Genomic DNA, 19,770 nt, shown 5'->3' with positions numbered 1-19,770 from the left:
CGTGCGGTTGCGCGGCCCACTAGCACACACGCCGTCGATTAGCGGCATTTGAAGGGGTCACAAGCATGAACAAGTCAGCGTCCGCACAAGGTTTGGATGATCCGATCCTGCAATGGGTTACCTTCAAACTGGACAACGAGTCCTACGGCATCAACGTTATGCGCGTGCAGGAAGTGCTGCGCTACACCGAGATCGCCCCGGTACCGGGTGCACCGAGCTACGTGCTGGGCATCATCAACCTGCGCGGCAACGTGGTGACGGTGATCGACACCCGTCAGCGTTTTGGCCTGGCACCGACCGATGTGAACGACAACACGCGCATCGTCATCATCGAAGCCGACAAGCAAGTGGTCGGGATCATGGTCGACAGCGTGGCCGAAGTGGTCTACCTGCGTCAGTCGGAAGTGGAAACCGCGCCGAACGTGGGCAACGAAGAATCCGCCAAGTTTATCCAGGGCGTGTGCAACAAGAACAACGAGCTGTTGATTCTGGTTGAGCTGGACAAAATGATGAGCGAAGAAGAGTGGTCGGAACTGGAGAGCATCTGATTTGTTCCTTGAGGCGGCGGTGATTGTCCTGGCCTTGTTGTGGGCCGGGACTTTGGCGTTCGTGCTGCGCTATATGCGCCAGCAGCGGGAGTTGCTCCTGCAACAGGCCGAGCGCGATGCGGTGCGTGATCGGCGCCTGCTGGAGCTGGTCAAGCGGGTCGACCATTTCCAGCAAAGCGCCGTGCGCGTCGGGGATGAAGTGCATGAACTGCGCGCCATTCTTGCGCCGTTGCCGGACAAGCTGGTGCAGTTGGAACAGCGTGATCCTTCGAATCTGTCGTTCGCTCAGGCCGCGAGGCTGGTGGGCATGGGCGCGACGGTGGATGAGCTGACCCAGTCCTGCGGCTTGACCCAGGCTGAAGCGCAGTTGATGAGCAAGTTGCACAAGAGCTGATCAGTGCAGGGCGCAATGTGGGAAGGGCAGCCGGTGGCGATCCAACTGATGCTCCTCGGCCCAATGTGGGAGGGGGCTTGCTCCCGATGGCGGTGTATCAGTCAGCTTATCTATAGCTGACCCACTGCTATCGGGGGCAAGCCCCCTCCCACATTTTGATCTCCATACATCCGCCAATTTTCGTCCGTCACAGACTTTTCCTGTTGCCCGAAGGTCCACATCCTGCAAGCACCTTTGACCCAGGAGATTTTCCGATGACCAGCCCCAGAGCCCTGTTGATCCTCCACGGCAAACAAGCCCTCAACGAGGACGTGCGTGCTGCCGTGACGGCGCGGCGTGAGCAGGGGTGGGAGTTGGCGGTGCGGGTCACCTGGGAGGGCGGTGATGCCCAGCGCCTGGTCAATGAAGCCCTGGCCGACGGTTACACCCACATCATTGCCGGTGGCGGCGATGGCACCTTGCGCGATGTGGCCGAAGCCATGGCCCAGGCCAGCACCGACGCCAGCCTGGTGCTGATGCCCCTGGGCACTGCCAATGATTTTGCCAAGGCCGCCGGCGTGCCGTTGGAACCGGCCGGTGCCCTGGCGTTGCTGGATGTTGAGCCGCGAGCAATCGACCTTGGTCGGGTCGGCGGGCAGATCTTCTTGAACATGGCCACTGGCGGTTTCGGCAGCCAGGTCACCGCCAACACCTCCGAAGACTTGAAGAAAATCCTCGGCGGCGCCGCCTACCTGTTCACCGGTTTGTCGCGTTTCAGTGAGTTGAAGGCCGCCTACGGTGAACTCGAAGGCCCGGATTTCCATTGGAAAGGCGAGCTGCTCGCCTTGGGTATCGGCAACGGGCGCCAGGCCGGGGGCGGGCATGTACTGTGCCCTGGCGCGCTGGCCGATGATGGGTTGCTGGACATCAGTATCCTGCCGGCGCCCCAGGAAGTGGTCGGCACCTTGCGCGAATTGATGAGCAACGGCTGGGGCCTGGACACCATGTTCGTCCGCGCGCGCCTGCCGTGGGTGAATATCAAGGTGGCGCAAGGCTTGTACATCAACCTCGATGGCGAGCCGCTGGAAGGTGACGACCTGCATTTCGAAGCCTTGCCCAAGGCCCTGCGCGTGCACCTGCCGCTGGGTTCGCCCCTAGTCGTCCAGGCTGATGATCTGCTCGCGCACCGCGAATAGCACCAGGCCCGCCACGTCGAAAATCTGCAGGCGCTTCATGATCTGCGAGCGATGCGCTTCCACGGTCTTGATGCTCAAGCCCAGGCCGTGGGCGATTTCCCGGGTGGACTTGCCGCGCACGATCAAGCGCAGGATTTCCAGCTGGCGCGCCGTCAGGTTGTGGCTGTGGGGAACGGACGAAGCAGCACCGTGGCTGCGGATCAGCGCCTGGTTGATCACGGTATGGGCGATGGCCGGGCTCAGGTAGCGCTCGTTGTTGCGCAAGGCCCGCAGGGCGTGTTCCAGCTCGCTGGCGGTCATGTCCTTGAGCAGGTAGCCGTGGGCGCCCGACTCCAGTGCGCGCATGATCAGGTCGGGGTCGGTGTGCATCGACAGGATCAGCACTTTGCTCTTGGGGTAGGCCCCCTTCAGTTGCTGCAAGGCATCCAGGCCACCGGTGTGTTTCATCGACAGGTCCAGCAGCACGATATCCGGCTGCAGGGCGTGAAATTGCTCCAGCAGTTGCGCACCGTCGCTGGCTTCGCCGACCACGTTGTAGCCGGGAATATCCAGGATCAGCGCACGCACGCCGGCGCGAATCAGCGCGTGGTCATCCACCAGAAGTAAGTTGCAGGTCACTCGACAACCTTAGGCGCGCGGGCCCGTTCGAGGGCGCGCGGCGCCCAGGGGAAAAGCGCGTCGATCTGCGTGCCTTTGCCTGGCTGGCTGCTGACAGACAACGTGCCCCCCAGTTGATCGATGCGCTCGGCCATGCCGGCCATGCCGCGTTGGCCTTCAAGGCCTGGGTCCGGAGCAGGCGAAAAGCCCAGGCCGTCATCGCAGATCATCAGCGACAGGCCTTCGGGCAGGCGTTGCAGGCGCACCAGCAGGTTATGTGCCTGGGCGTGACGCAGCATGTTGGTGACCGCTTCCTGGGTAATCCGAAACGCCGCCACGGCCATTTCTTCGGGGATACCGGCCAGGCGCTGCTGGCATTCCAGGCTCCAGCGCACCGGGGTGTTGGCCAGGGTCTTGAGCAGGTGCGCGCGCAAGCTGGCTTCCAGGCCCAGGCTGGTCAGCTGGCGCGGGTGAAGAATGGCGGACACGTCGCGCACTTTGGCCAGGGTTTCGTTGAGGGTATTGCACAGCGCCGTGCAAGAATCCTGCAGCTCAGGCGGCAAGCGACGTTGCAGCCATTCGCTTTGCAGCTTGGCGGCGGTCAGCAGTTGGCCGATGTCATCGTGCAACTCGCGGCTGAGGCGATGGCGTTCGTTTTCCTGGACCTGCAACAGGCGGTCGGCCAATTCTTGGGGCTGCAGCTTGATGGCTTTGCGCGAACGCCATTGATGCACGCAGACCACCGCCAGCGTGGCCAGGTTGAGCAGCAGCATCAGCAGCGACCAGGGCGATGCGTGCACATAGGCCCACACACTGGCAGACAACGAACACAGGCACAGCACCAGGACGATACGGCGAGCGCTGCCGCGCGACACAGACCGTGAGAGAAGTGGTTTGAGGTTGGCGTACATAGCGGATGGAGCCACTGAGTGTTCGCTGCGGGGAGTCCGGTTGGCCGGGCTCTGTTTGGAATGCGCTGCCGAATCGTTTTTAGACATGATGAAGTTGTGTCACTTCGAGGGGGGCATAGTACCACCCCCGTTACCGCTGGTCGCCTGATTGGTTTATGGCCCATGTAATTACTCTGGGCGGGTAACCCCAGGGTTTCAAAAAGGAAAAGTTGTACCGCCAGAATGGATTTGTAACGTTATCAGCGTGCAGGTCGTTTTCGGATAGCCTGGCGATCAAATACGACAGACTCAGGACGCATGATGTAAACGCTGTTGCGGCTTATGCCCGAAGTCCTTTTGCGGGATTTGCAGGGTGACCGTCGCAATCAGTGAAGTTTGTTCACTTTCATCCAGGCCCAGTTCGCCGGTGCGTGTGTCGATCAGCTCCAATTGCCAGGCCAGCAGTGTCAGGCAGTTATGCAAGGCATCCAGCGCGTCGTCATGCAGTTGCATGGGGCTCTGGGCATTGGCGATCAAATGCTGAAGGTGCCTGGAGAATTCGCTGATCGCCTGCAGCGCCAGGCTGTCGGCCTTTTCAGCCAGTTTGGCGAGGCTGGTCTTCATGCAGTCGATGGCGTCGCTGTCGTTGCGGATCAAATGCAGATGGCTCAAGCACTCTTGCGACTTGATCAGCAGCATTTCGGCTTCCATCAGAAATTCGGGAAGTCCCGTTTGCCATTCTTTCGCGCTGTTCATCATGCAAGTCTCCACAACTTAAGCTCGGGTGATGAGATATCGCACCGGGTGAATAGCTTAAAACTAGCGCTGAAATTTAATTGAGGCTTGTAGGCTGCTTCCGATATTCCTGTAGGACGTTTATTTAAATGCCCGCGAAAGTCGCGTGTATCCCCCGTTGAGCGGGATGACACGACTTTAGTTGCCGATACGAGAATGCCTGGAAGGCCTGCGGACCAAGGGCTTGGGATGGCAAACAAAAGCCTGACTCCATTCATGCAATGAGAATGGCGTCACATTAATGGCTATTAGATATTGCGAATATCAGGTCGGGCCTGATTGCGCATAGGGGAATCCCCTACGATGGGGAACCGCGCGCTGATTTGAGTGTCGGGCGAGCCGCGACACGGGTCCATGAAGGGCTGAGTCAGTAAAGCATGATGTCAGTGTGACATCAATGCTTTTACATGGCATTTTACCGGGGTCAAGGTCTGGCGCTTGCCGCCGATAACTTGCCTATATGAACTGCACACCCTCTCAGCGCGAAACCAGCGTGCACATCAGGAGCTTTTAATGGCCGGCATTCTCGACACGGTAGATCAACGCACGCAATTGGTGGGTGAGAATCGCCTGGAGATCCTCATGTTCCGTCTGTTCGGGCGGCAACTGTTTGCGATCAACGTGTTCAAGGTGCAGGAAGTACTGCAATTGCCCAAGTTGACCCTGATGCCCCAGCGCCATCCGTTTGTCTGCGGCGTGGTCAACCTGCGCGGCCAGACCTTGCCGGTGATCGACTTGTCCCAGGCCATCGGCATGCGCCCGCTGGTGCCGGGGCCCAACAGCACGATTATCGTCACCGAGTACAACCGCTCGGTACAGGCGTTCCTGGTGGGCGGCGTCGACCGCATCGTCAACATGAACTGGGAAGCCATCCTGCCACCGCCGGCCAGCGCCGGGCGCCAGCACTACCTCACCGCCATCAGCAAGGTCGAGGACCAGTTGGTGGAAATCATCGATGTGGAAAAAGTCCTCGCTGAAATCGTGCCCTATAACGCCAAGGTCTCCCGGGAAAAACTCGAAGACCCAGTGCTCGAACGCGCCCGTGGCCGCGAAGTACTGCTGGTGGACGACTCCAACGTGGCGCTGTCGCAGTTGCGTGACACCCTGGGCCAGCTGGGCGTGAAAATGCACATCGCCAGCGACGGCCTCAAGGCGCTGAACATGCTCAAGGCCTGGGCCGACAGTGGCCAGGTGATGACCGACAAGCTGCTGATGATTTTCACCGACGCCGAAATGCCCGAGATGGACGGCTACCGCCTCACCACCGAAATTCGCAACGACCCGCGTCTGCGTGGTCTCTACGTGGTGCTGCACACCTCGCTGTCGGGCAGCTTCAACGAGTCGATGGTGAAGAAGGTCGGCTGCGACAACTTCCTCTCCAAATTCCAGCCCGACAAGCTGGTGGATGTGGTGCGTCAACGACTGATGCTGGACGAAGTGTCTGCCTGACTTTAGTCTATGACACTTTGTTTCCCAGGAACGCAGGCTCATGCTCCGTCTCAGCGCGTTGTACCGTTACCCCTTGAAATCCGGCAAAGCCCAGGCTTTGCAGCAGATTGGCCTGGATAAGCTGGGACTGGAGGGGGATCGACGCTGGATGCTGGTGGACGAAGCCAGCGGGCGTTTCCTGACGCAACGCGCCGTGGCCAAAATGAGCCAGCTGACGGCCCTGTGGAACACGGCCGGTGGCCTTACCCTCAGCTCGCCCGGCTACCCGACGCTGGACGTGGCCTTGCCTGGCACCGACACGTTGCGCGGTGTGACCATCTGGCATGACAGCCTGCGTGTACCGGACGCGGGTGATACCGCAGCGGCCTGGGTCAGTGCTTTTATCGGCAAGCCCACCCGCCTGGTGCACATGCCGGTGGATCGCGCGCGCGCAACCGACGCCGGCTATGGCCTGGATGACGACCAGGTCGGGTTCGCCGACGGCTACCCACTGCTGCTGATCGGCCAGGCTTCCCTGAACGATCTGTGCGAGCAGATCGGCCGGCCGATGGAGATGCTGCGCTTTCGCCCCAACCTGGTGATCGAAGGCGGTGACGCCTTTGCCGAGGATGGCTGGAAACGCCTGCGCATCGGCGAGGTAGAGTTTCGTGTGGTCAAGCCCTGTTCACGCTGCATTCTGACCACCATCGACCCGCAGACCGGTGAGCGCAGCCCGGACCGCGAACCGTTCGCCACCCTGCAGGCCTACCGCGGCACCGACAAGGGCGCGATGTTCGGCCAGAACCTGGTCAACGATGGGGCAGGGCGACTGGAAGTCGGCATGCCGGTAACGGTGCTTGAATGAAAAATGCCCGTCTCGCAGGAGACGGGCATTTTTTTCTGCCAACTGACGGTTAGCCGCGGTATTCGCACAGATAAGCGGTGTCTACGGCGACCTTCAACTGGAACTTGCTGTTGGCCGGTACGTTGAACTGGCTGCCGGCGGCGAAGGTTTCCCAGCCGCTGTTGTCTGGCAGCTTGACCACCAGTGCGCCGGAGACCACGTGCATGATTTCACGCTGGGCGGTGCCGAACTCGTATTCACCCGGGGCCATCACGCCGATGGTCGCCGGACCTTCCGCGGTGCCGAAAGCGATCGACTTGACGGTGCCGTCGAAGTATTCATTGACTTTGAACATGGGTGAATCCTCGGAAAAGGGTCTGGAAAGGTCAGCCAGTATGCCCAAGGGCAGGGGAGCTGCCTAGACCGGCAAAGTCAGTGGCAGCAGGCGTGCCGTGTTGCGCGCATCCTCCAGGGCTCGATGCTGCTGGCCATGGAACTGCATGCCCGCCAATTGCAGCGCGCCATTGAGCCCCAGGGGCTTGTCCAGGCGCCGGGCCTTGGCGAAACGTTGCTTGAGGTTGACGTGGGGCGTCTGGCCGAGCGCGCTGGCCAGGCCATGGCGTTGCCACTCCAGCTCAAGTTGCACGCGGTCGTAGTCTCCCCAGCTGGCCCAGCCTTCCAGGCGTGGCTGATGCTGGCCCAGCCAGCGCTCGAACAGCGGCCACACCTCGGTGATGGGCGCTGCCGCGTCGATATTGGCCTGGGTGATGTGGGTCAATTTGCGGCAAAACGGCGTCAGCAACGGCCGCCGCAGCGGTCGCACGAAGCGCTGGAAGTGATCCAGCTCGCGGCCCTGGCGGTTGACCAGGCTCGCGCCGATTTCGATGACTTCCATCTCCGTCACGGGCCAGCCGCCGTCATCCGTGGTGGCTTCAAGGTCAATAATCAGCCAATGAGGCATGCGCTGGTTCCCGTACTGTTCCTGTCCTGATGGGGATAGAGCGTAGCCGGGCCTTGTAGTTCCGCCCAGGGGCTTATTCGATCTCCAGCAAAACCTGACGATTGCGCACCTGATCGCCCGCCACCACCTGCACACCTTTGATAATGCCGTCGATACCGGCCTTCAGCGGGTGCTCCATTTTCATCGCTTCGAGCACCACCAGCAGTTGGCCTTTGCTGACGTTTTCGCCGACGCGTACCCGCACCTCGACAACCGCCCCAGCCATCGGCGCCTTCAGCGTGCCGCTGCCGGCATCGGCCTGGCGGTTGGCGATGGGCTGGGTGCCGTTGATTACCCGCAGGCCCGGTAGCCACAACTGGTTGCCGTCGAGGTGATAGGCGACGCGCCGGCGGATACCGTTGAGCACCAGAGTCGCCCAGCGCCCGTCGCTGCCGAGGTGCTGAATGTCGATCCCGTTGACGTGCAAGTGCTCGTGGGCAATCACGCTGACGCTGGCCGAGTGAACCACATCGTTGACCTCCAGGCGGCAGGCCCAGGGCACCGTGGCGTTGTTGCGCCAACCTGCGAGGCCGTGGCGATGGGCGTTGGCGCTGTGCTGGTAGAACAGCGCGGCGGCCACGGCGAGTTCTTCGGCGCAGGCCGGGGGGCGGGGAATGTGGTTGAAATGCTCGGCGATAAAACCGGTACCGAAATCACCGCTGACAAAGGCCGGATGCCTGAGCAGGTCGGCCAAAAGGCGCTGATTGGTGGCGACGCCGAGCAACACCGTATCCTGCACTGCCCGCAGCAGCTTGCGCCGAGCCTCTTCGCGGGTGGCGCCATGGGCGATGAGCTTGCCCTGCATCGCGTCGTAGAACGGGCTGATGCTGTCGCCCTCGCGCACGCCATGGTCGATGCGAATACCCTGCGCCGGCGCCCAGCGCAGCACCGCGCCGGTTTGCGGCAGAAAGTCGTTGGCCGGGTCTTCGGCGTATAGGCGCACCTCCATGGCGTGGCCGCTGAACGTCACCTCGGCTTGGGTCAACGGCAATGGCTGGCCGGCGGCGATCTGCAGTTGCCAGTCCACCAGGTCTACGCCGGTGATCAGTTCGGTCACCGGGTGCTCGACTTGCAGGCGTGTGTTCATTTCCAGGAAGTAGAACTGGCCATTGCCGTCGAGCAGGAATTCCACCGTGCCGGCGCCGACATAGTTCACCGCGCGACCCGCCTTGAGCGCGGCGTCGCCCATGGCGTGGCGCAGTGCGTCGGTCATGACCGGGCAGGGCGCTTCCTCGATGACTTTCTGATGGCGACGCTGCAGCGAGCAATCGCGCTCGCCCAGGTAAATCAGCTGGTCATGCTGGTCGCCGAACAGCTGGATTTCCACATGGCGAGGATTGATCAGCGCCTGTTCGAGGATCAGTTCGTCGCTGCCGAAAGCGTTCAGCGCTTCGGAGCGCGCCGCGCGCAGGTGCTCCAGCAGTTGGTCCTGGTGCTGCACCAGACGCATGCCGCGGCCGCCGCCCCCCGCGCTGGCCTTGATCATCAGCGGGTAGCCGATGCGCAGGGCTTCGTGGAGCAGGGTCGCGTCGTCCTGGGCGCTGCCTTGATACCCGGCGATGCAGGGAACGCCGGCCTGGAGCATGGCGAGTTTGGACAGGCGCTTGCTGCCCATCAGTTCGATGGCCTCGGGGCTGGGGCCGATGAAGGTGATGCCCGCCTTCAGGCAGGCCGTGGCGAACGCAGGGTTTTCCGAGAGGAAGCCGTAACCGGGGTGAATCGCGTCGGCTCCCGTGCGGCGGGCGGCATCGAGAATCGCCTGGCTATCAAGGTAGGACGCGTGAACGGCGGCGGGGCCGATATTGACGGCTTCGTCGGCCATTGCGACGTGCAGGGACTGGGCGTCGGCGTCGCTGTAGACGGCCACCGTGCGGTAGCCCAATGCCTGGGCCGTGCGTTGGATACGGCAGGCAATTTCGCCGCGGTTGGCGATCAGGATCTTGGTGAAGGCGGGCATTGGCTTATCCCTTGGTTGATCGGGTGAGTTTTCCGGCCTCATCGGGGGCAAGCCCCCTCCCACATTTTGAAATGCGTCCCACCTGTGGGAGGGGGCTTGCTCCCGATGGCGTCATTTGCACCACCCAGGCTTGCGCTTCTGCACAAAAGCCTGCGTCCCCTCAATCCCTTCTTCACTCACCACCGCCTCGGCAAACCACTGCGCCGCCTGGTCCAGCAGCGGCTCCAGTGGCTGCTCCACACTGGCCAGCAACAGCGCCTTGGTGCGCGCATTGGCGCCGGGCGCGCAGCGCAGCACTTGCCCCAGCACCTCATCCAGGCGCTCGGCCAATGCCTGCCCATCGTGCTCGACACAATGCACCACCCCCAACCGGCCCGCTTCAACCCCATCAAACCGCGCCGCCGTCAGCGCCAGCCGACGCGCCTGGGTCAAGCCGATGCGCTTGACCACAAACGGCGCAATCTGCGCCGGCAGCAACCCCAGGCTGGTCTCCGGCAAGCCGAACTGCGCCGTGCCTTGTGCAATCGCAATGTCACTCACACAGGCCAGGCCAAACCCGCCGCCCAGCACGGCGCCTTGCAGCACCACGATCACCACCGGCGAAACCGCCTCCACTTCTTGCAACAAGCTGCCAAACGCCCGATTCAACGCGGCCAGTTGATCACCGGCGGTGACCAGGTCCTTCACATCCGCCCCCGCGCAAAAGTGCCCACCCGCGCCGCTGATCACGATGGCACGCACCTGACTGTCCAGCTGCGCCAGCACGGCGCGCAGTTCGTTGACCATCTCAAGGCTCATTGCGTTACGGCAGTGCGGGCGGTTGAGGGTGATGTGCAGCACACCGCTGTGCGCTTCGAGCAGCAAGGTGTTCATGGCGTTTTCCCCGGCAGGGTGCCCATCAGCTTGCAGATGATGCCCAGCATGATTTCATCGGCGCCGCCGCCGATCGACACCAGGCGTACGTCGCGATAGGCGCGGGCCACCGGGTTGTCCCACATGAAGCCCATGCCGCCCCAATATTGCAGGCAACTGTCGCTGACCTCGCGGCCCAGGCGCCCGGCCTTGAGCTTGGCCATGGACGCCAGGCGGGTCACGTCCTGGCCTTTGATGTATTGCTCGGTGGCCTGGTAGACCAGCGCGCGCAGGCATTCGATTTCGGTCGCCAGCTCGGCCAGGCGAAAGTGAATCACCTGGTTGTCGATCAGCGCCTTGCCGAAAGTGTGGCGTTGCCGGCAATAGTCGATGGTGCTGTCGATGCAGTATTCCAGGCCCTTGATCATATTGGCCGCGCCGAACAGGCGTTCTTCCTGGAACTGCAGCATCTGCATCATGAAGCCTGCGCCTTCCTGGCCGATGCGGTTGCGCTGCGGCACGCGCACCCCATCAAAGAATACCTGGGCGGTCTCGGAGCTGTGCATGCCGAGCTTTTCCAGGGGCGGGCTGACGCTGATGCCCGGGGTGTTCATCGGCACCATGATCAGCGATTTGTTGATGTGCGGCTTGTCGTTGGAAGTATTGGCCAACAGGCAGATAAAGTCGGCGCTGGGCGAGTTGGTGATCCACATTTTGCTGCCGTTGATCACGTAGTCGTCGCCGTCCTTGCGCGCATGGGTCTTGAGCCCGGCCACGTCGGAACCGGCGCCGGTTTCCGACACGCCGATGCAACCGACCTGCTCGCCGCTGATGGCCGGGCGCAGGAACTCCTCGCGCAGTTCATCCGAGCCGAAACGGGCGAGGGCGGGGGTGCACATATCGGTCTGTACACCGATGGACATGGGGATGCCGCCGCAACGAATGCTGCCGAACGCTTCGGCGGCGACGATCGAGTAGCTGTAGTCCAGGCCCATGCCGCCGAACTGCTGCGGCTTGGAAATGCCCAGCAGGCCGAGGTCGCCGGCCTTGCGGAAAATCTCATGGATGGGAAAGCGCCCGGCTTTTTCCCACTCGTCTACATAGGGGTTGATCTCGCGCTCGACGAAGGCGTGCACGGTGCGCCGCAGTTCCTGGTGTTCCTGGGTGAAGATCATGGTTGTCGTTCTCCTGTTAGAACCGCGCCACACCAAAACTGTTGGGCTGCAATGAGCGCACCTGGGCCTCATGACAGATATCCAGTAGAAACCCGAGCAAGGTTCGCGTATCGCGTGGATCGATCAACCCGTCATCCCACAGGTTGGCTGTGCCGTAGAGTGCGGTGGACTGGCTGTCGAGTTTCTGCGCGGTGACCTGCTCCAGCAGGTCCAACGCCGTGGCGTCGGGTACCAGCCCCTGCTTCAGCTGCTTGGCCTCAGTGACGATGCGCAGCACCTTGCCCGCCTGCGCCCCGCCCATCACCGCTGTGCGGCTGTTGGGCCAGGCGAAGATGAAGCGCGGGTCCAGGCCACGGCCGCACATCGCGTAGTTACCGGCACCGTAGGAGCCGCCGACCACAATGGTGAGTTTGGCCACGCGGGCATTGGCCACCGCCTGGATCATCTTGGCGCCGTGCTTGATCACGCCTTGCTGCTCCGATTCGGTGCCCACCATGAAACCGGTGGTGTTGTGCAGGAACAGCAGCGGCGTGCGGCTCTGGTCGCACAGCTGGATGAACTGCGCGGCCTTGCTCGCGCCTTTCGGGGTAATCGGGCCGTTATTGCCGATCACGCCGACGGCGTAACCGTGAATATGCAGGTGGCCGCAGACCGTGTGCGCATCGAACTCGCCCTTGAACTCAAGAAAGCGCGAGCCGTCGGCCAGGCGCGCGAGGATTTCACGCACGTCGTAGGGTTTTTTAGGGTCGTCCGGGATCAGTCCCAGCAGCTCTTCAGCGGCATACAGCGGCTCGCTGTAGGCCCGTTGCGGCGCTGGCGGCAGGTGATCATTCCAGGGCAACAGGCTGACAATCTCACGCACGATGCGCACGCCATCGGCATCGTCCTGGGCCAGGTATTCAGCGGTGCCAGCGGTTTGCGCGTGCATCTGGGCGCCGCCCAGTTCTTCATCGGTGGCGACTTCACCGGTGGCGGCCTTGAGCAGCGGTGGCCCGGCAAGAAACAGCTTGGCCTTGCCGCGCACCACCACCACGTAATCCGAAAGCCCCGGCTGATAGGCGCCGCCGGCGGTGGCCGAGCCGTGCACCACGGTGATCTGCGGCAGGCCCATGGCCGACATCCGCGCCTGGTTGGCAAAACTGCGCGCGCCTTCGACAAATATTTCGGCAGCGTAATTGAGGTTGGCACCGCCGCTTTCGGCCAGGGTCACCACCGGCAGTTGGTTGTCCATGGCGATCTGTTGCAGGCGCAGGGATTTTTTCAGGCCGGAGGGGGAGATGGTCCCGCCCTTGATCGCGCTGTTGTTGGCCACCACCAGCATGCGCACGCCGCTGACGTAACCGATGCCGGCGATCAACCCGCCGCCGGCGGCGCTGCCGTCCTTGTCGTCATGCAGTTTGTAGCCGGCCAGGCTGGCCAGTTCCAGGAACGGGGCGCCGGGGTCGAGCAGCAGGTTGAGGCGTTCGCGTGGCAGCAGTTGGCCGCGTTGTTCGAACGTGGGCCGGGCTTGCTCGGCCTTGGCGAGCAGGGCGTGTTCCAGCTGGCGCACGTGCTGCAGGCTGTGCAGCATGGCTTCGCGGTTTTGTGCGAATTGCGGGCTGTGGGGGTCGATCAGGCTGTCAATCAGCGGCATGGCCTAGTGCTCCGCCTTGAGCACATCGGGCAGGTAGGCGCGATGAAAACCATTGAAAGCTTCACTGGGCGCCTTCGCCTTGTGCAGCGGCCAGGCGCGGCTGCCCAGGCTGGCGGCGCCGTCGATGCGCAAGGTGCTGCCGCTGATAAACGCGGCGGCGGGGCTGAGCAGAAACACGATGGCCGCGCTGACTTCCGACTCGGTGCCGATCCGCTTGAGCGGCACGTGCTCGCGCAACGTTGGGATCACAGCTTTGAACGCGCCTTCGTAGGTGTCCATGCCACTGGAGGCGATCCAGCCCGGCGCCACCGCGTTGACGCGCACGCCGGCATAGCCCCATTCAAACGCTGCGGTCTTGGTGAAGTTGTCCATCCCCGCACGCGCCGCGCCCGAATGGCCCATGCCGGGCATGCCGCCCCACATATCGGCGAGCATGTTGACGATGGCGCCACCGTGGGTGCTCATCGACTGGTTGAACACTTCCCGCGCCATCACAAAGCCGCCGACCAGGTTGGTGCGCAGCACGGTTTCAAAGCCTTTCTGATTGATCGAGGCCAGCGGCGACGGGTACTGGCCGCCGGCGTTATTGACCAGGCCATGCACCGGGCCGTGGTCGGCGACGATCTGTGCGACCAGTTGCTTCACGGCGTCTTCATCGCGGATGTCGCAGGCGTGCCAATCGGCGTTGCCAGCGTCTTCGGCGATTTCCGCCGCGACCTTTTGCAGCTTGTCCGGCTTGCGCCCCACCAGGATCACGTGCGCACCGAGGGCCGCCAGCTCATGGGCGGTGCAACGGCCAATCCCGCTGCCGCCTCCGGTAACGATAACGCTCTGCCCCTGGAACAGGTCGGCTTTGAAGATCGAGTCGAAGGCCACGGCGACGGTCCTTTAAGTGAGTTGATCGGCGATGTGTTGCGGCACGGCGATGGGAATTTCCAGCAGTTGCTGGGCGAAGGCCTTGCCCTGGGGGTCGATGCGCAGGCTGGCGATGCCGCCGCCGCCCAGGGCGTTTTCCAGCAGGAAGTTGAGGCTGTGGCTGCCGGGCAGGTACCAGCGCTCGACACGCCCGTAGACCGGGTCGAGCACATGGCTCATCCAGTCGACGATCACTTCGGGGGTGAGCACTTCGGCGATCCACGGCAGGTACTCGGGCGCGCGGGCAATCACGCCGATATTGCTGTGGTTGCCCTTGTCGCCGGAGCGCGCCACCGCCAGTTTCACCAGCGGCACACTGGCGTCGGCGCGGCCCTGGGGCTTGGGCGGTTCGAGGGGCGCGGCAGGGGTGAGCGGCGGCCGTGCGGCGGGTAATTCCACGGCGTGATGGGCGCCCTGGTAGTCGAGGGTCAAGGCGCAGGCGGATTTATCGATCAGGAACGAAAACAGTCGGATCAGGGGATACACCGTGGGCCTGCCGCCGACGATCCCGGTCAGCCCCGGCGCCATGCCGGTGGCGGCCTGGGCGATTTCGCGGGCGAACAGCACGAGCGCCTGCTTGTTGGGGTGGCGCACCGCCAGCTTGATCACCACCTCCCGGCAGTCGTGGCGTTGGGCATGACCACCGTAGGTGGCTTCGCTGCCGAGCAGTTCGATGTTCACCTCGGTGTAGGGTGCCCAGCCATGTTGGCTGAACAGTTCCGAGGTCTTGTGGATGATGGCCTGGCTGACCCGGTCGGCCTTGGCCACCGCATCGATGCCGGCGAGCAGACACGTGGCGGTGCAGCGGAAACCGTCAAGGTAAGTGGCGCTGACCTTGTATTGATCGGTCGGCGGCAGCCCCTTGGCGCCGTGCAGGCGCACGCAGTGTTTGCCCTGCTGCTGCACCTTGACCTGGCTGAAGTCGCAGATCACGTCCGGCAACCGGTAGGCGCGGGGATCGCCGATCTCGTACAGCAGTTGTTCGGCCACGCTCAGTTCGCTGATCAAGCCGCCGCTGCCTTCGACCTTGTTCACGGTGAACTGGCCGTCGGCGCTGACTTCGACGATGGGGAAACCGATGTGCTCATAGTCCGGCACGTCGCGCCAGTCGGTGAAGTTGCCGCCGGTGCATTGCGCGCCGCATTCGATGATGTGCCCGGCCAGGGCGGCTTGGGCGAGGTGGTCATAGTCTTGCCACGACCAGCCGAACTCATGCACCAGCGCTGCGCTGACCACTGCGCTGTCGACCACCCGGCCGGTGATGACGATGTCGGCGCCGAGCTCGAGCGCTGCGGTAATACCTGGCGCGCCGAGGTAGGCATTGGCGGACACGCACGCAGGTGGCAGCGGGGCGCCGCTGAACATGTCGGTGACGTCGGGCAGGTGCTGGAGTTGCGAATGCAGGTCATCGCCGAGCAGGACGGCGATCCTCAGGCCAACCCCGGCGCTGTCGCAGGCCGCCTGCAGCGCCGCCGCGCACGCCTGGGGGTTGATACCGCCGGCATTGCTGATCACCCGGATGCCCTGGCGCTGGATATCGGCCAGCAGCGGCGTGAGCACCTCGACAAAGTCGGTGGCGTAACCGGCCTTGGGGTCTTTGATGCGCACCCCGGCCAGGATCGACATCGTGACTTCCGCCAGGTAGTCGAACACCAGGTAATCCAGGGCGCCGCCATGCACCAGTTGGGCGGCGGCGGTGCAGGTGTCGCCCCAGAAGGCGCTGGCACAGCCGATGCGAACGGTCTTGCTCATGAGAAATCCTTCCTCGAATGGCTGGTGGCGAGGCTACCAAGCAAGCGCTTGGTTTGTAAACCCTGTGCACAAGTTTTACCCGAGCGCTTGCTTGGTTGGCGGTCACGGCCTAAATTGCCGCCCAAGACGATAGTAGACATGAGGGAGAGCAGCATGGATGACCCCCAGGCCCTGCGGGTAATGCGCACCATGGTCGACGGTGGACAATTGACCGACCCCGAGAGTGCCCGGGGCAAGTTGCTGCAAACCGCGGCGCACCTGTTTCGCAACAAGGGCTTCGAGCGCACCACCGTACGCGACCTGGCCAGCGCGGTGGGCATCCAGTCCGGCAGCATCTTTCATCACTTCAAGAGCAAGGACGAGATCCTGCGCGCGGTGATGGAAGAAACCATCCTTTACAACACCGCGATGATGCGGGCTGCGCTGGAAGAGGCGAGCACGGTGCGCGAGCGCGTGCTGGCGCTGATCCGCTGCGAATTGCAGTCGATCATGGGCGGCAGCGGGGAGGCGATGGCGGTGCTGGTGTACGAATGGCGTTCACTGTCGGCCGAGGGTCAAGCCCAGGTGCTGGCCTTGCGTGATGTGTATGAAGACGTCTGGCTGCAGGTGCTGGGCGAGGCCAAGGCTGCCGGCTATATCAAGGGCGACGTGTTTATCACCCGGCGCTTCCTGACCGGCGCGCTGTCCTGGACCACCACCTGGTTCCGCACCCAGGGCAGCCTGACACTCGAACAACTGGCCGAAGAGGCCCTGCTGATGGTGCTCAAGGCGGACTGAGGCGCATGCTATTAATTTGCGGGCGAGCGTTGTCTCGCCTGGGAAAAACGCCTAGCTTATCGCCATCATAGAATTCGACGGTGTGTGCCTAGATGTTTTCGCCATGGCGGCTGGCTGCAGGACTTACTTTTTTGGCACTGGGTACCGCAGGGTGGACGCAGGCTGGCGCGGCGCAGTTGGTGAGGGTGGGCGCCGCGCATTTCCCGCCGTATACCGTACGCCCTGAGCAAGGCGCCGATACCGGTTTACTGCCGCAATTGGTTGAAGCGCTGAACGCCGTGCAAAGCGACTACCAGTTTGTGCTGGTGCCGACCTCGATCCCCCGGCGGTTCCGCGATTTCGAGCAAGGCCGGGTCGACATGGCGATCTTCGAAAACCCGTCCTGGGGCTGGAACGAGGTTGCCCATACCAGCGTCGACATGGGCCTGGAAGACGCTGAAATCTTCGTCGCCGAGCGTGAACCCGGTCGCGACCAGAGCTTTTTCAACGACCTGGGCGGTAAACGGCTGGCGGTGTTCAGCGGTTATCACTACGCCTTCGCCAACTTCAACCCCGACCCCAAATACCTGACCGAGCACTTTCACGCCACCTTGACCTACTCCCACGACAGCAACTTGCTGATGGTGGCCCGCGGGCGTGCGGACATCGCCTTGGTGACGCGTTCGTACCTGAGTGACTTCATGGTGCGCAACGCCGACATGGCGGGCAAATTCCTGGTGTCGGAGCGCACTGACCAGGTCTATCACCATTACGCGTTGCTGCGGCCCAAGGCCCCGATCAGCGGCCCGGTGTTCGCCGGGATGCTCAAGCAACTGCGGGACAATGGCCAGATGCTGAAGATTTTCGAGCCGTATCGAATTGATGTAACACCTGTCCCCTGAGGTTGCAGAAGGTCAAATGTGGGAGGGGGCTTGCCCCCGATGGCGGTGGGTCAGTAACAGATGGATTTGCTGACACTCCCTCATCGGGGCATAGGTATCTAAACAACTTTGTAGCAGCCTACGGTAACCCAGTAACCACGATGCGAAGCGAGCCGCTCTTGATCTTGCTCTTGATCTTTGGCGCCCCGTTAAACCACGCTGGCCGGAATCCGATATTGATTTGGAGGGTAAACCGGCAGGGATGCCGGTTTAGCCGCCCCGCGCCATGGATGGCGCGTGGCGGCGGCCCTCTAAATCAATGTCGGATTACGGGCACACCGAGCGTGAGCGAGGTGCCGAGTGGTGGGGCAGGAGCCCTTTTGGTTACTTTTGGGGCTCTTTTCCAAAAGTGACCCGCGGTAAGGGCGGAACCCTAAGCCGCCGTTACCGCAGCAACGGATATGTACTCGCTCTGATCCAACATCATTGTCGGCTTTTAGGCCGCCATCGGGGGCAAGCCCCCTCCCACATTGGTTTCTGCTGTTTTTTCAAACCCTGCGCGCAAAGGTGTCGCTGTGGTTGCCCGACACCTTGCGGCAGTGCACCAGCGCGTCGCGAATCATGAAGTTCACCAGCGTCGGTGAAACCCCCAGTTCCTTGGCGATATCCTTCTGCGGTACGCCGTGCAGGCGATACATCTCGAACGCGTAGCGGGTGCGCTGCGGCAGCTCCGTCAGGGCGTCGGCGATGTTTTCCAGGGTGTTGAAATTGATGTGGGACGTTTCCGGTGAAGCGCCGTGGATCACCACATTCAAGCCTTCCTCTTCGGTCCCGGAATACTTGAGCTCCAGGGCCTGCTTGCGGTAGTGATCGATCGCCAGGTTGCGCACGATCTGAAACAGATAACTCAGCTGGGCCTTGAACGAGGAGGTGATGGTCGGTGCCGACTGCAGCCGGAAGTAGGCGTCCTGCACCACATCCTCGGCACGGGAACGACAGCCGGTAATACGTGCCGCGATCTTCACCAGAATCAGTCGATTGTCGACGAACGCCTGGAGAAGTGGTGAGTCGCACCTGCCTGTGGATACTGGTTCCGTCATGGAAATCACCTTGTTGCAAAAGAGGTTAGGGGAGGGCGTCCTTGCTGAGGCCTCCTACACATCGGGCAACAAATTATGCTGAATGATAATGATTGTCAAATGAGAAGGCGAACTAATCTTATGCCTTCCCGGAAGGTGTGAAGCACGTCGCGCTCGACCGCGGCGACTAATTATTTACCGCAGCCGTCCGTTCTTTTGGGTGACAGGTCCGTTAGCAAGTGGCCAAGGATCAGCACCCGCAGGAGGGCGAAATGGGTTTTTATCGTGCACGCAGCGTGTTTCAGCTTGGGGGCTTCGCTCGATGAGTACGCCTGCGCCGCTGCGTCTGTTTTGCCTGCCCCATTCAGGCGCCAGCGCCTCGGTCTACGCACGCTGGCGCCGCGTGCTGCCCGATTGGTTGCAGGTCTGCCCGCTGGAACTGCCGGGGCGCGGCATGCGCATGGGCGAGCCGCTGCAGCGCGATATCAAGGCCCTGGCGGCCCAGCTCGCCGCTGAAATCAGCCGCGATCTCAAGGGCCCTTACGCATTGTTCGGCCACAGCCTCGGCGGCCTGCTGGCGTTCGAACTGGCGCACGCGTTGAAAGCGCGCAACGCGCCGGCCCCGCTGGCCTTGTTTGCCTCCGGTACCGCCGGTCCGGCGCGGCGCGATGTCAGCGAATACGCCATCGAAAAGACCGACGCACAACTGATCGCCCGTCTGCGCGAACTGCAGGGCACCTGCGACGCCGCATTGGCCAATGCCGAATTGATGCAGTTGATGCTGCCGATCCTGCGCGCCGATTTCCTGCTGTGCGGCAGTTTCACCTATGGCGAGCGCGAGCCGCTGGGCCTGCCGATCCATGTGTTCGGCGGCAAGCAGGACAGCGTGCGTGCCGACCAATTGCTCGACTGGCAGCTCGATGCCGCCAGCGGTTTTTCCCTCGACATGTTCGACGGTCATCACTTCTTTCTCGTGCAGCACGAAAGCGCCGTGCTGCGCTGCCTGCGCCGCTATGCCGACGAACACCTGGCGCGCTGGCGCAGTGGCGCGGCGCGGCAACGCGTTGCCGGCTGACCCTCACCGACTTTCCGTATTTCC

Annotated in this window: 20 protein-coding genes; 8 read left to right on the top strand and 12 right to left on the bottom strand. The window is 62.6% G+C overall.

The annotated features are described in order from the left end of the window. The first annotated feature begins 65 nt into the window (after positions 1-65). From SC318_RS18415 to yegS, 3 genes are all read left to right on the top strand, one after another. Positions 66-548 carry a chemotaxis protein CheW gene (locus tag SC318_RS18415; RefSeq protein WP_057721368.1) on the top strand — a complete coding sequence of 161 codons (483 nt, stop codon included), beginning with the start codon at positions 66-68 and terminating at the stop codon, positions 546-548. Between the two features lies 1 nt (position 549). Beyond that, positions 550-942 carry a DUF2802 domain-containing protein gene (locus SC318_RS18410; protein WP_306493979.1) on the top strand — a complete coding sequence of 131 codons (393 nt, stop codon included), beginning with the start codon at positions 550-552 and terminating at the stop codon, positions 940-942. A 254-nt stretch (positions 943-1,196) separates the two neighbouring features. Further along, the gene (gene yegS / locus SC318_RS18405) at positions 1,197-2,117 is read left to right on the top strand and encodes a lipid kinase YegS (protein ID WP_320427954.1); all 921 of its coding nucleotides are present in this window, start codon (positions 1,197-1,199) and stop codon (positions 2,115-2,117) included. Here the strand turns inward: yegS and SC318_RS18400 are convergent. The 3 genes from SC318_RS18400 to SC318_RS18390 form a co-directional block, all read right to left on the bottom strand. Next, entirely contained in the window at positions 2,076-2,735 is a 660-nt protein-coding gene (locus SC318_RS18400) for a response regulator (protein ID WP_320427953.1), read from the bottom strand. The two genes, yegS and SC318_RS18400, sit on opposite strands and share 42 nt — an antisense overlap. Next, positions 2,732-3,625 (bottom strand): sensor histidine kinase, encoded by an 894-nt coding sequence (locus SC318_RS18395; RefSeq protein WP_320431258.1) that lies wholly within the window; start codon positions 3,623-3,625, stop codon positions 2,732-2,734. The genes SC318_RS18400 and SC318_RS18395 overlap by 4 nt, the downstream gene beginning before the upstream one ends. A 288-nt stretch (positions 3,626-3,913) precedes the next feature. After that, on the bottom strand, positions 3,914-4,363 hold the full coding sequence (locus tag SC318_RS18390; protein WP_320427952.1) for a hypothetical protein: 450 nt from the start codon (positions 4,361-4,363) through the stop codon (positions 3,914-3,916). Between the two features lie 549 nt (positions 4,364-4,912). Between SC318_RS18390 and SC318_RS18385 the strand changes: the two genes are divergently transcribed. Continuing rightward, positions 4,913-5,848 carry a chemotaxis protein CheV gene (locus tag SC318_RS18385; RefSeq protein WP_306493975.1) on the top strand — a complete coding sequence of 312 codons (936 nt, stop codon included), beginning with the start codon at positions 4,913-4,915 and terminating at the stop codon, positions 5,846-5,848. Between the two features lie 40 nt (positions 5,849-5,888). Further along, positions 5,889-6,692: an MOSC domain-containing protein gene (locus SC318_RS18380; protein ID WP_320427951.1), complete on the top strand. Its 804-nt coding sequence runs from the start codon at positions 5,889-5,891 to the stop codon at positions 6,690-6,692. Positions 6,693-6,741: 49 nt separating this feature from the next. Here SC318_RS18380 and SC318_RS18375 read toward each other — a convergent pair whose 3' ends face one another. The 8 genes from SC318_RS18375 to SC318_RS18340 all read right to left on the bottom strand — a co-directional run bounded on the left by SC318_RS18375 (position 6,742) and on the right by SC318_RS18340 (position 15,955). Further along, entirely contained in the window at positions 6,742-7,026 is a 285-nt protein-coding gene (locus SC318_RS18375; RefSeq protein ID WP_320427950.1) for a pyrimidine/purine nucleoside phosphorylase, read from the bottom strand. 63 nt (positions 7,027-7,089) lie between these two features. Further along, entirely contained in the window at positions 7,090-7,632 is a 543-nt protein-coding gene (locus tag SC318_RS18370) for a 3'-5' exonuclease (RefSeq protein ID WP_320427949.1), read from the bottom strand. A 73-nt stretch (positions 7,633-7,705) separates the two neighbouring features. Then, positions 7,706-9,628 carry an acetyl/propionyl/methylcrotonyl-CoA carboxylase subunit alpha gene (locus SC318_RS18365; protein ID WP_320427948.1) on the bottom strand — a complete coding sequence of 641 codons (1,923 nt, stop codon included), beginning with the start codon at positions 9,626-9,628 and terminating at the stop codon, positions 7,706-7,708. Between the two features lie 111 nt (positions 9,629-9,739). Next, positions 9,740-10,501, bottom strand: coding sequence for an enoyl-CoA hydratase/isomerase family protein (locus SC318_RS18360; RefSeq protein WP_320427947.1), 762 nt, complete (start codon positions 10,499-10,501; stop codon positions 9,740-9,742). Beyond that, a complete protein-coding gene (gene atuD, locus SC318_RS18355; protein ID WP_320427946.1) occupies positions 10,498-11,655 on the bottom strand; it encodes a citronellyl-CoA dehydrogenase in 1,158 nt (385 codons plus the stop codon). The genes SC318_RS18360 and atuD overlap by 4 nt, the downstream gene beginning before the upstream one ends. 16 nt (positions 11,656-11,671) lie before the next feature. Further along, positions 11,672-13,288 (bottom strand): acyl-CoA carboxylase subunit beta, encoded by a 1,617-nt coding sequence (locus SC318_RS18350; RefSeq protein ID WP_320427945.1) that lies wholly within the window; start codon positions 13,286-13,288, stop codon positions 11,672-11,674. 3 nt (positions 13,289-13,291) lie between these two features. Next, entirely contained in the window at positions 13,292-14,164 is an 873-nt protein-coding gene (locus tag SC318_RS18345; RefSeq protein ID WP_320427944.1) for an SDR family oxidoreductase, read from the bottom strand. Between the two features lie 12 nt (positions 14,165-14,176). Next, positions 14,177-15,955, bottom strand: a complete 1,779-nt coding sequence (locus SC318_RS18340; protein ID WP_320427943.1) for an acyclic terpene utilization AtuA family protein — start codon at positions 15,953-15,955, stop codon at positions 14,177-14,179. A 153-nt stretch (positions 15,956-16,108) separates the two neighbouring features. Between SC318_RS18340 and SC318_RS18335 the strand changes: the two genes are divergently transcribed. Together SC318_RS18335 and SC318_RS18330 are read left to right on the top strand one after the other, a co-directional pair. Next, positions 16,109-16,732: a TetR/AcrR family transcriptional regulator gene (locus tag SC318_RS18335; RefSeq protein ID WP_320427942.1), complete on the top strand. Its 624-nt coding sequence runs from the start codon at positions 16,109-16,111 to the stop codon at positions 16,730-16,732. Positions 16,733-16,824: 92 nt separating this feature from the next. Further along, the gene (locus SC318_RS18330) at positions 16,825-17,613 is read left to right on the top strand and encodes a substrate-binding periplasmic protein (protein WP_320427941.1); all 789 of its coding nucleotides are present in this window, start codon (positions 16,825-16,827) and stop codon (positions 17,611-17,613) included. Between the two features lie 527 nt (positions 17,614-18,140). On the opposite strand, the gene SC318_RS18325 is transcribed toward SC318_RS18330, so the two are convergent. Then, complete coding sequence (locus SC318_RS18325; protein ID WP_124363749.1) at positions 18,141-18,692, bottom strand: RNA polymerase factor sigma-70; 552 nt, start codon at positions 18,690-18,692, stop codon at positions 18,141-18,143. Between the two features lie 301 nt (positions 18,693-18,993). Between SC318_RS18325 and SC318_RS18320 the strand changes: the two genes are divergently transcribed. Then, positions 18,994-19,746 carry a thioesterase II family protein gene (locus tag SC318_RS18320; RefSeq protein WP_320427940.1) on the top strand — a complete coding sequence of 251 codons (753 nt, stop codon included), beginning with the start codon at positions 18,994-18,996 and terminating at the stop codon, positions 19,744-19,746. Positions 19,747-19,770 lie beyond the last annotated feature (24 nt).

This window comes from Pseudomonas sp. MUP55, assembly GCF_034043515.1.
Taxonomy (GTDB): domain Bacteria; phylum Pseudomonadota; class Gammaproteobacteria; order Pseudomonadales; family Pseudomonadaceae; genus Aquipseudomonas.
The sequence above is the reverse complement of the archived record's forward strand: the minus strand, read 5'-3'. Positions and strand labels throughout refer to the sequence as shown.

Excerpts from the sequence above, each read along its gene's own strand:
- SC318_RS18380 (WP_320427951.1), top strand. The coding sequence starts at position 5,889 with ATGCTCCGTCTCAGCGCGTTGTACCGTTACCCCTTGAAATCCGGCAAA.
- SC318_RS18330 (WP_320427941.1), top strand. The coding sequence starts at position 16,825 with ATGTTTTCGCCATGGCGGCTGGCTGCAGGACTTACTTTTTTGGCACTG.
- SC318_RS18375 (WP_320427950.1), bottom strand. The coding sequence starts at position 7,026 with ATGTTCAAAGTCAATGAATACTTCGACGGCACCGTCAAGTCGATCGCT.
- SC318_RS18395 (WP_320431258.1), bottom strand. The coding sequence starts at position 3,625 with ATGTACGCCAACCTCAAACCACTTCTCTCACGGTCTGTGTCGCGCGGC.
- atuD (WP_320427946.1), bottom strand. The coding sequence starts at position 11,655 with ATGATCTTCACCCAGGAACACCAGGAACTGCGGCGCACCGTGCACGCC.
- SC318_RS18365 (WP_320427948.1), bottom strand. The coding sequence starts at position 9,628 with ATGCCCGCCTTCACCAAGATCCTGATCGCCAACCGCGGCGAAATTGCC.
- SC318_RS18415 (WP_057721368.1), top strand. The coding sequence starts at position 66 with ATGAACAAGTCAGCGTCCGCACAAGGTTTGGATGATCCGATCCTGCAA.
- SC318_RS18335 (WP_320427942.1), top strand. The coding sequence starts at position 16,109 with ATGGATGACCCCCAGGCCCTGCGGGTAATGCGCACCATGGTCGACGGT.
- SC318_RS18370 (WP_320427949.1), bottom strand. The coding sequence starts at position 7,632 with ATGCCTCATTGGCTGATTATTGACCTTGAAGCCACCACGGATGACGGC.
- yegS (WP_320427954.1), top strand. The coding sequence starts at position 1,197 with ATGACCAGCCCCAGAGCCCTGTTGATCCTCCACGGCAAACAAGCCCTC.
- SC318_RS18385 (WP_306493975.1), top strand. The coding sequence starts at position 4,913 with ATGGCCGGCATTCTCGACACGGTAGATCAACGCACGCAATTGGTGGGT.
- SC318_RS18325 (WP_124363749.1), bottom strand. The coding sequence starts at position 18,692 with ATGACGGAACCAGTATCCACAGGCAGGTGCGACTCACCACTTCTCCAG.
- SC318_RS18360 (WP_320427947.1), bottom strand. The coding sequence starts at position 10,501 with ATGAACACCTTGCTGCTCGAAGCGCACAGCGGTGTGCTGCACATCACC.
- SC318_RS18390 (WP_320427952.1), bottom strand. The coding sequence starts at position 4,363 with ATGATGAACAGCGCGAAAGAATGGCAAACGGGACTTCCCGAATTTCTG.
- SC318_RS18340 (WP_320427943.1), bottom strand. The coding sequence starts at position 15,955 with ATGAGCAAGACCGTTCGCATCGGCTGTGCCAGCGCCTTCTGGGGCGAC.
- SC318_RS18350 (WP_320427945.1), bottom strand. The coding sequence starts at position 13,288 with ATGCCGCTGATTGACAGCCTGATCGACCCCCACAGCCCGCAATTCGCA.
- SC318_RS18320 (WP_320427940.1), top strand. The coding sequence starts at position 18,994 with ATGAGTACGCCTGCGCCGCTGCGTCTGTTTTGCCTGCCCCATTCAGGC.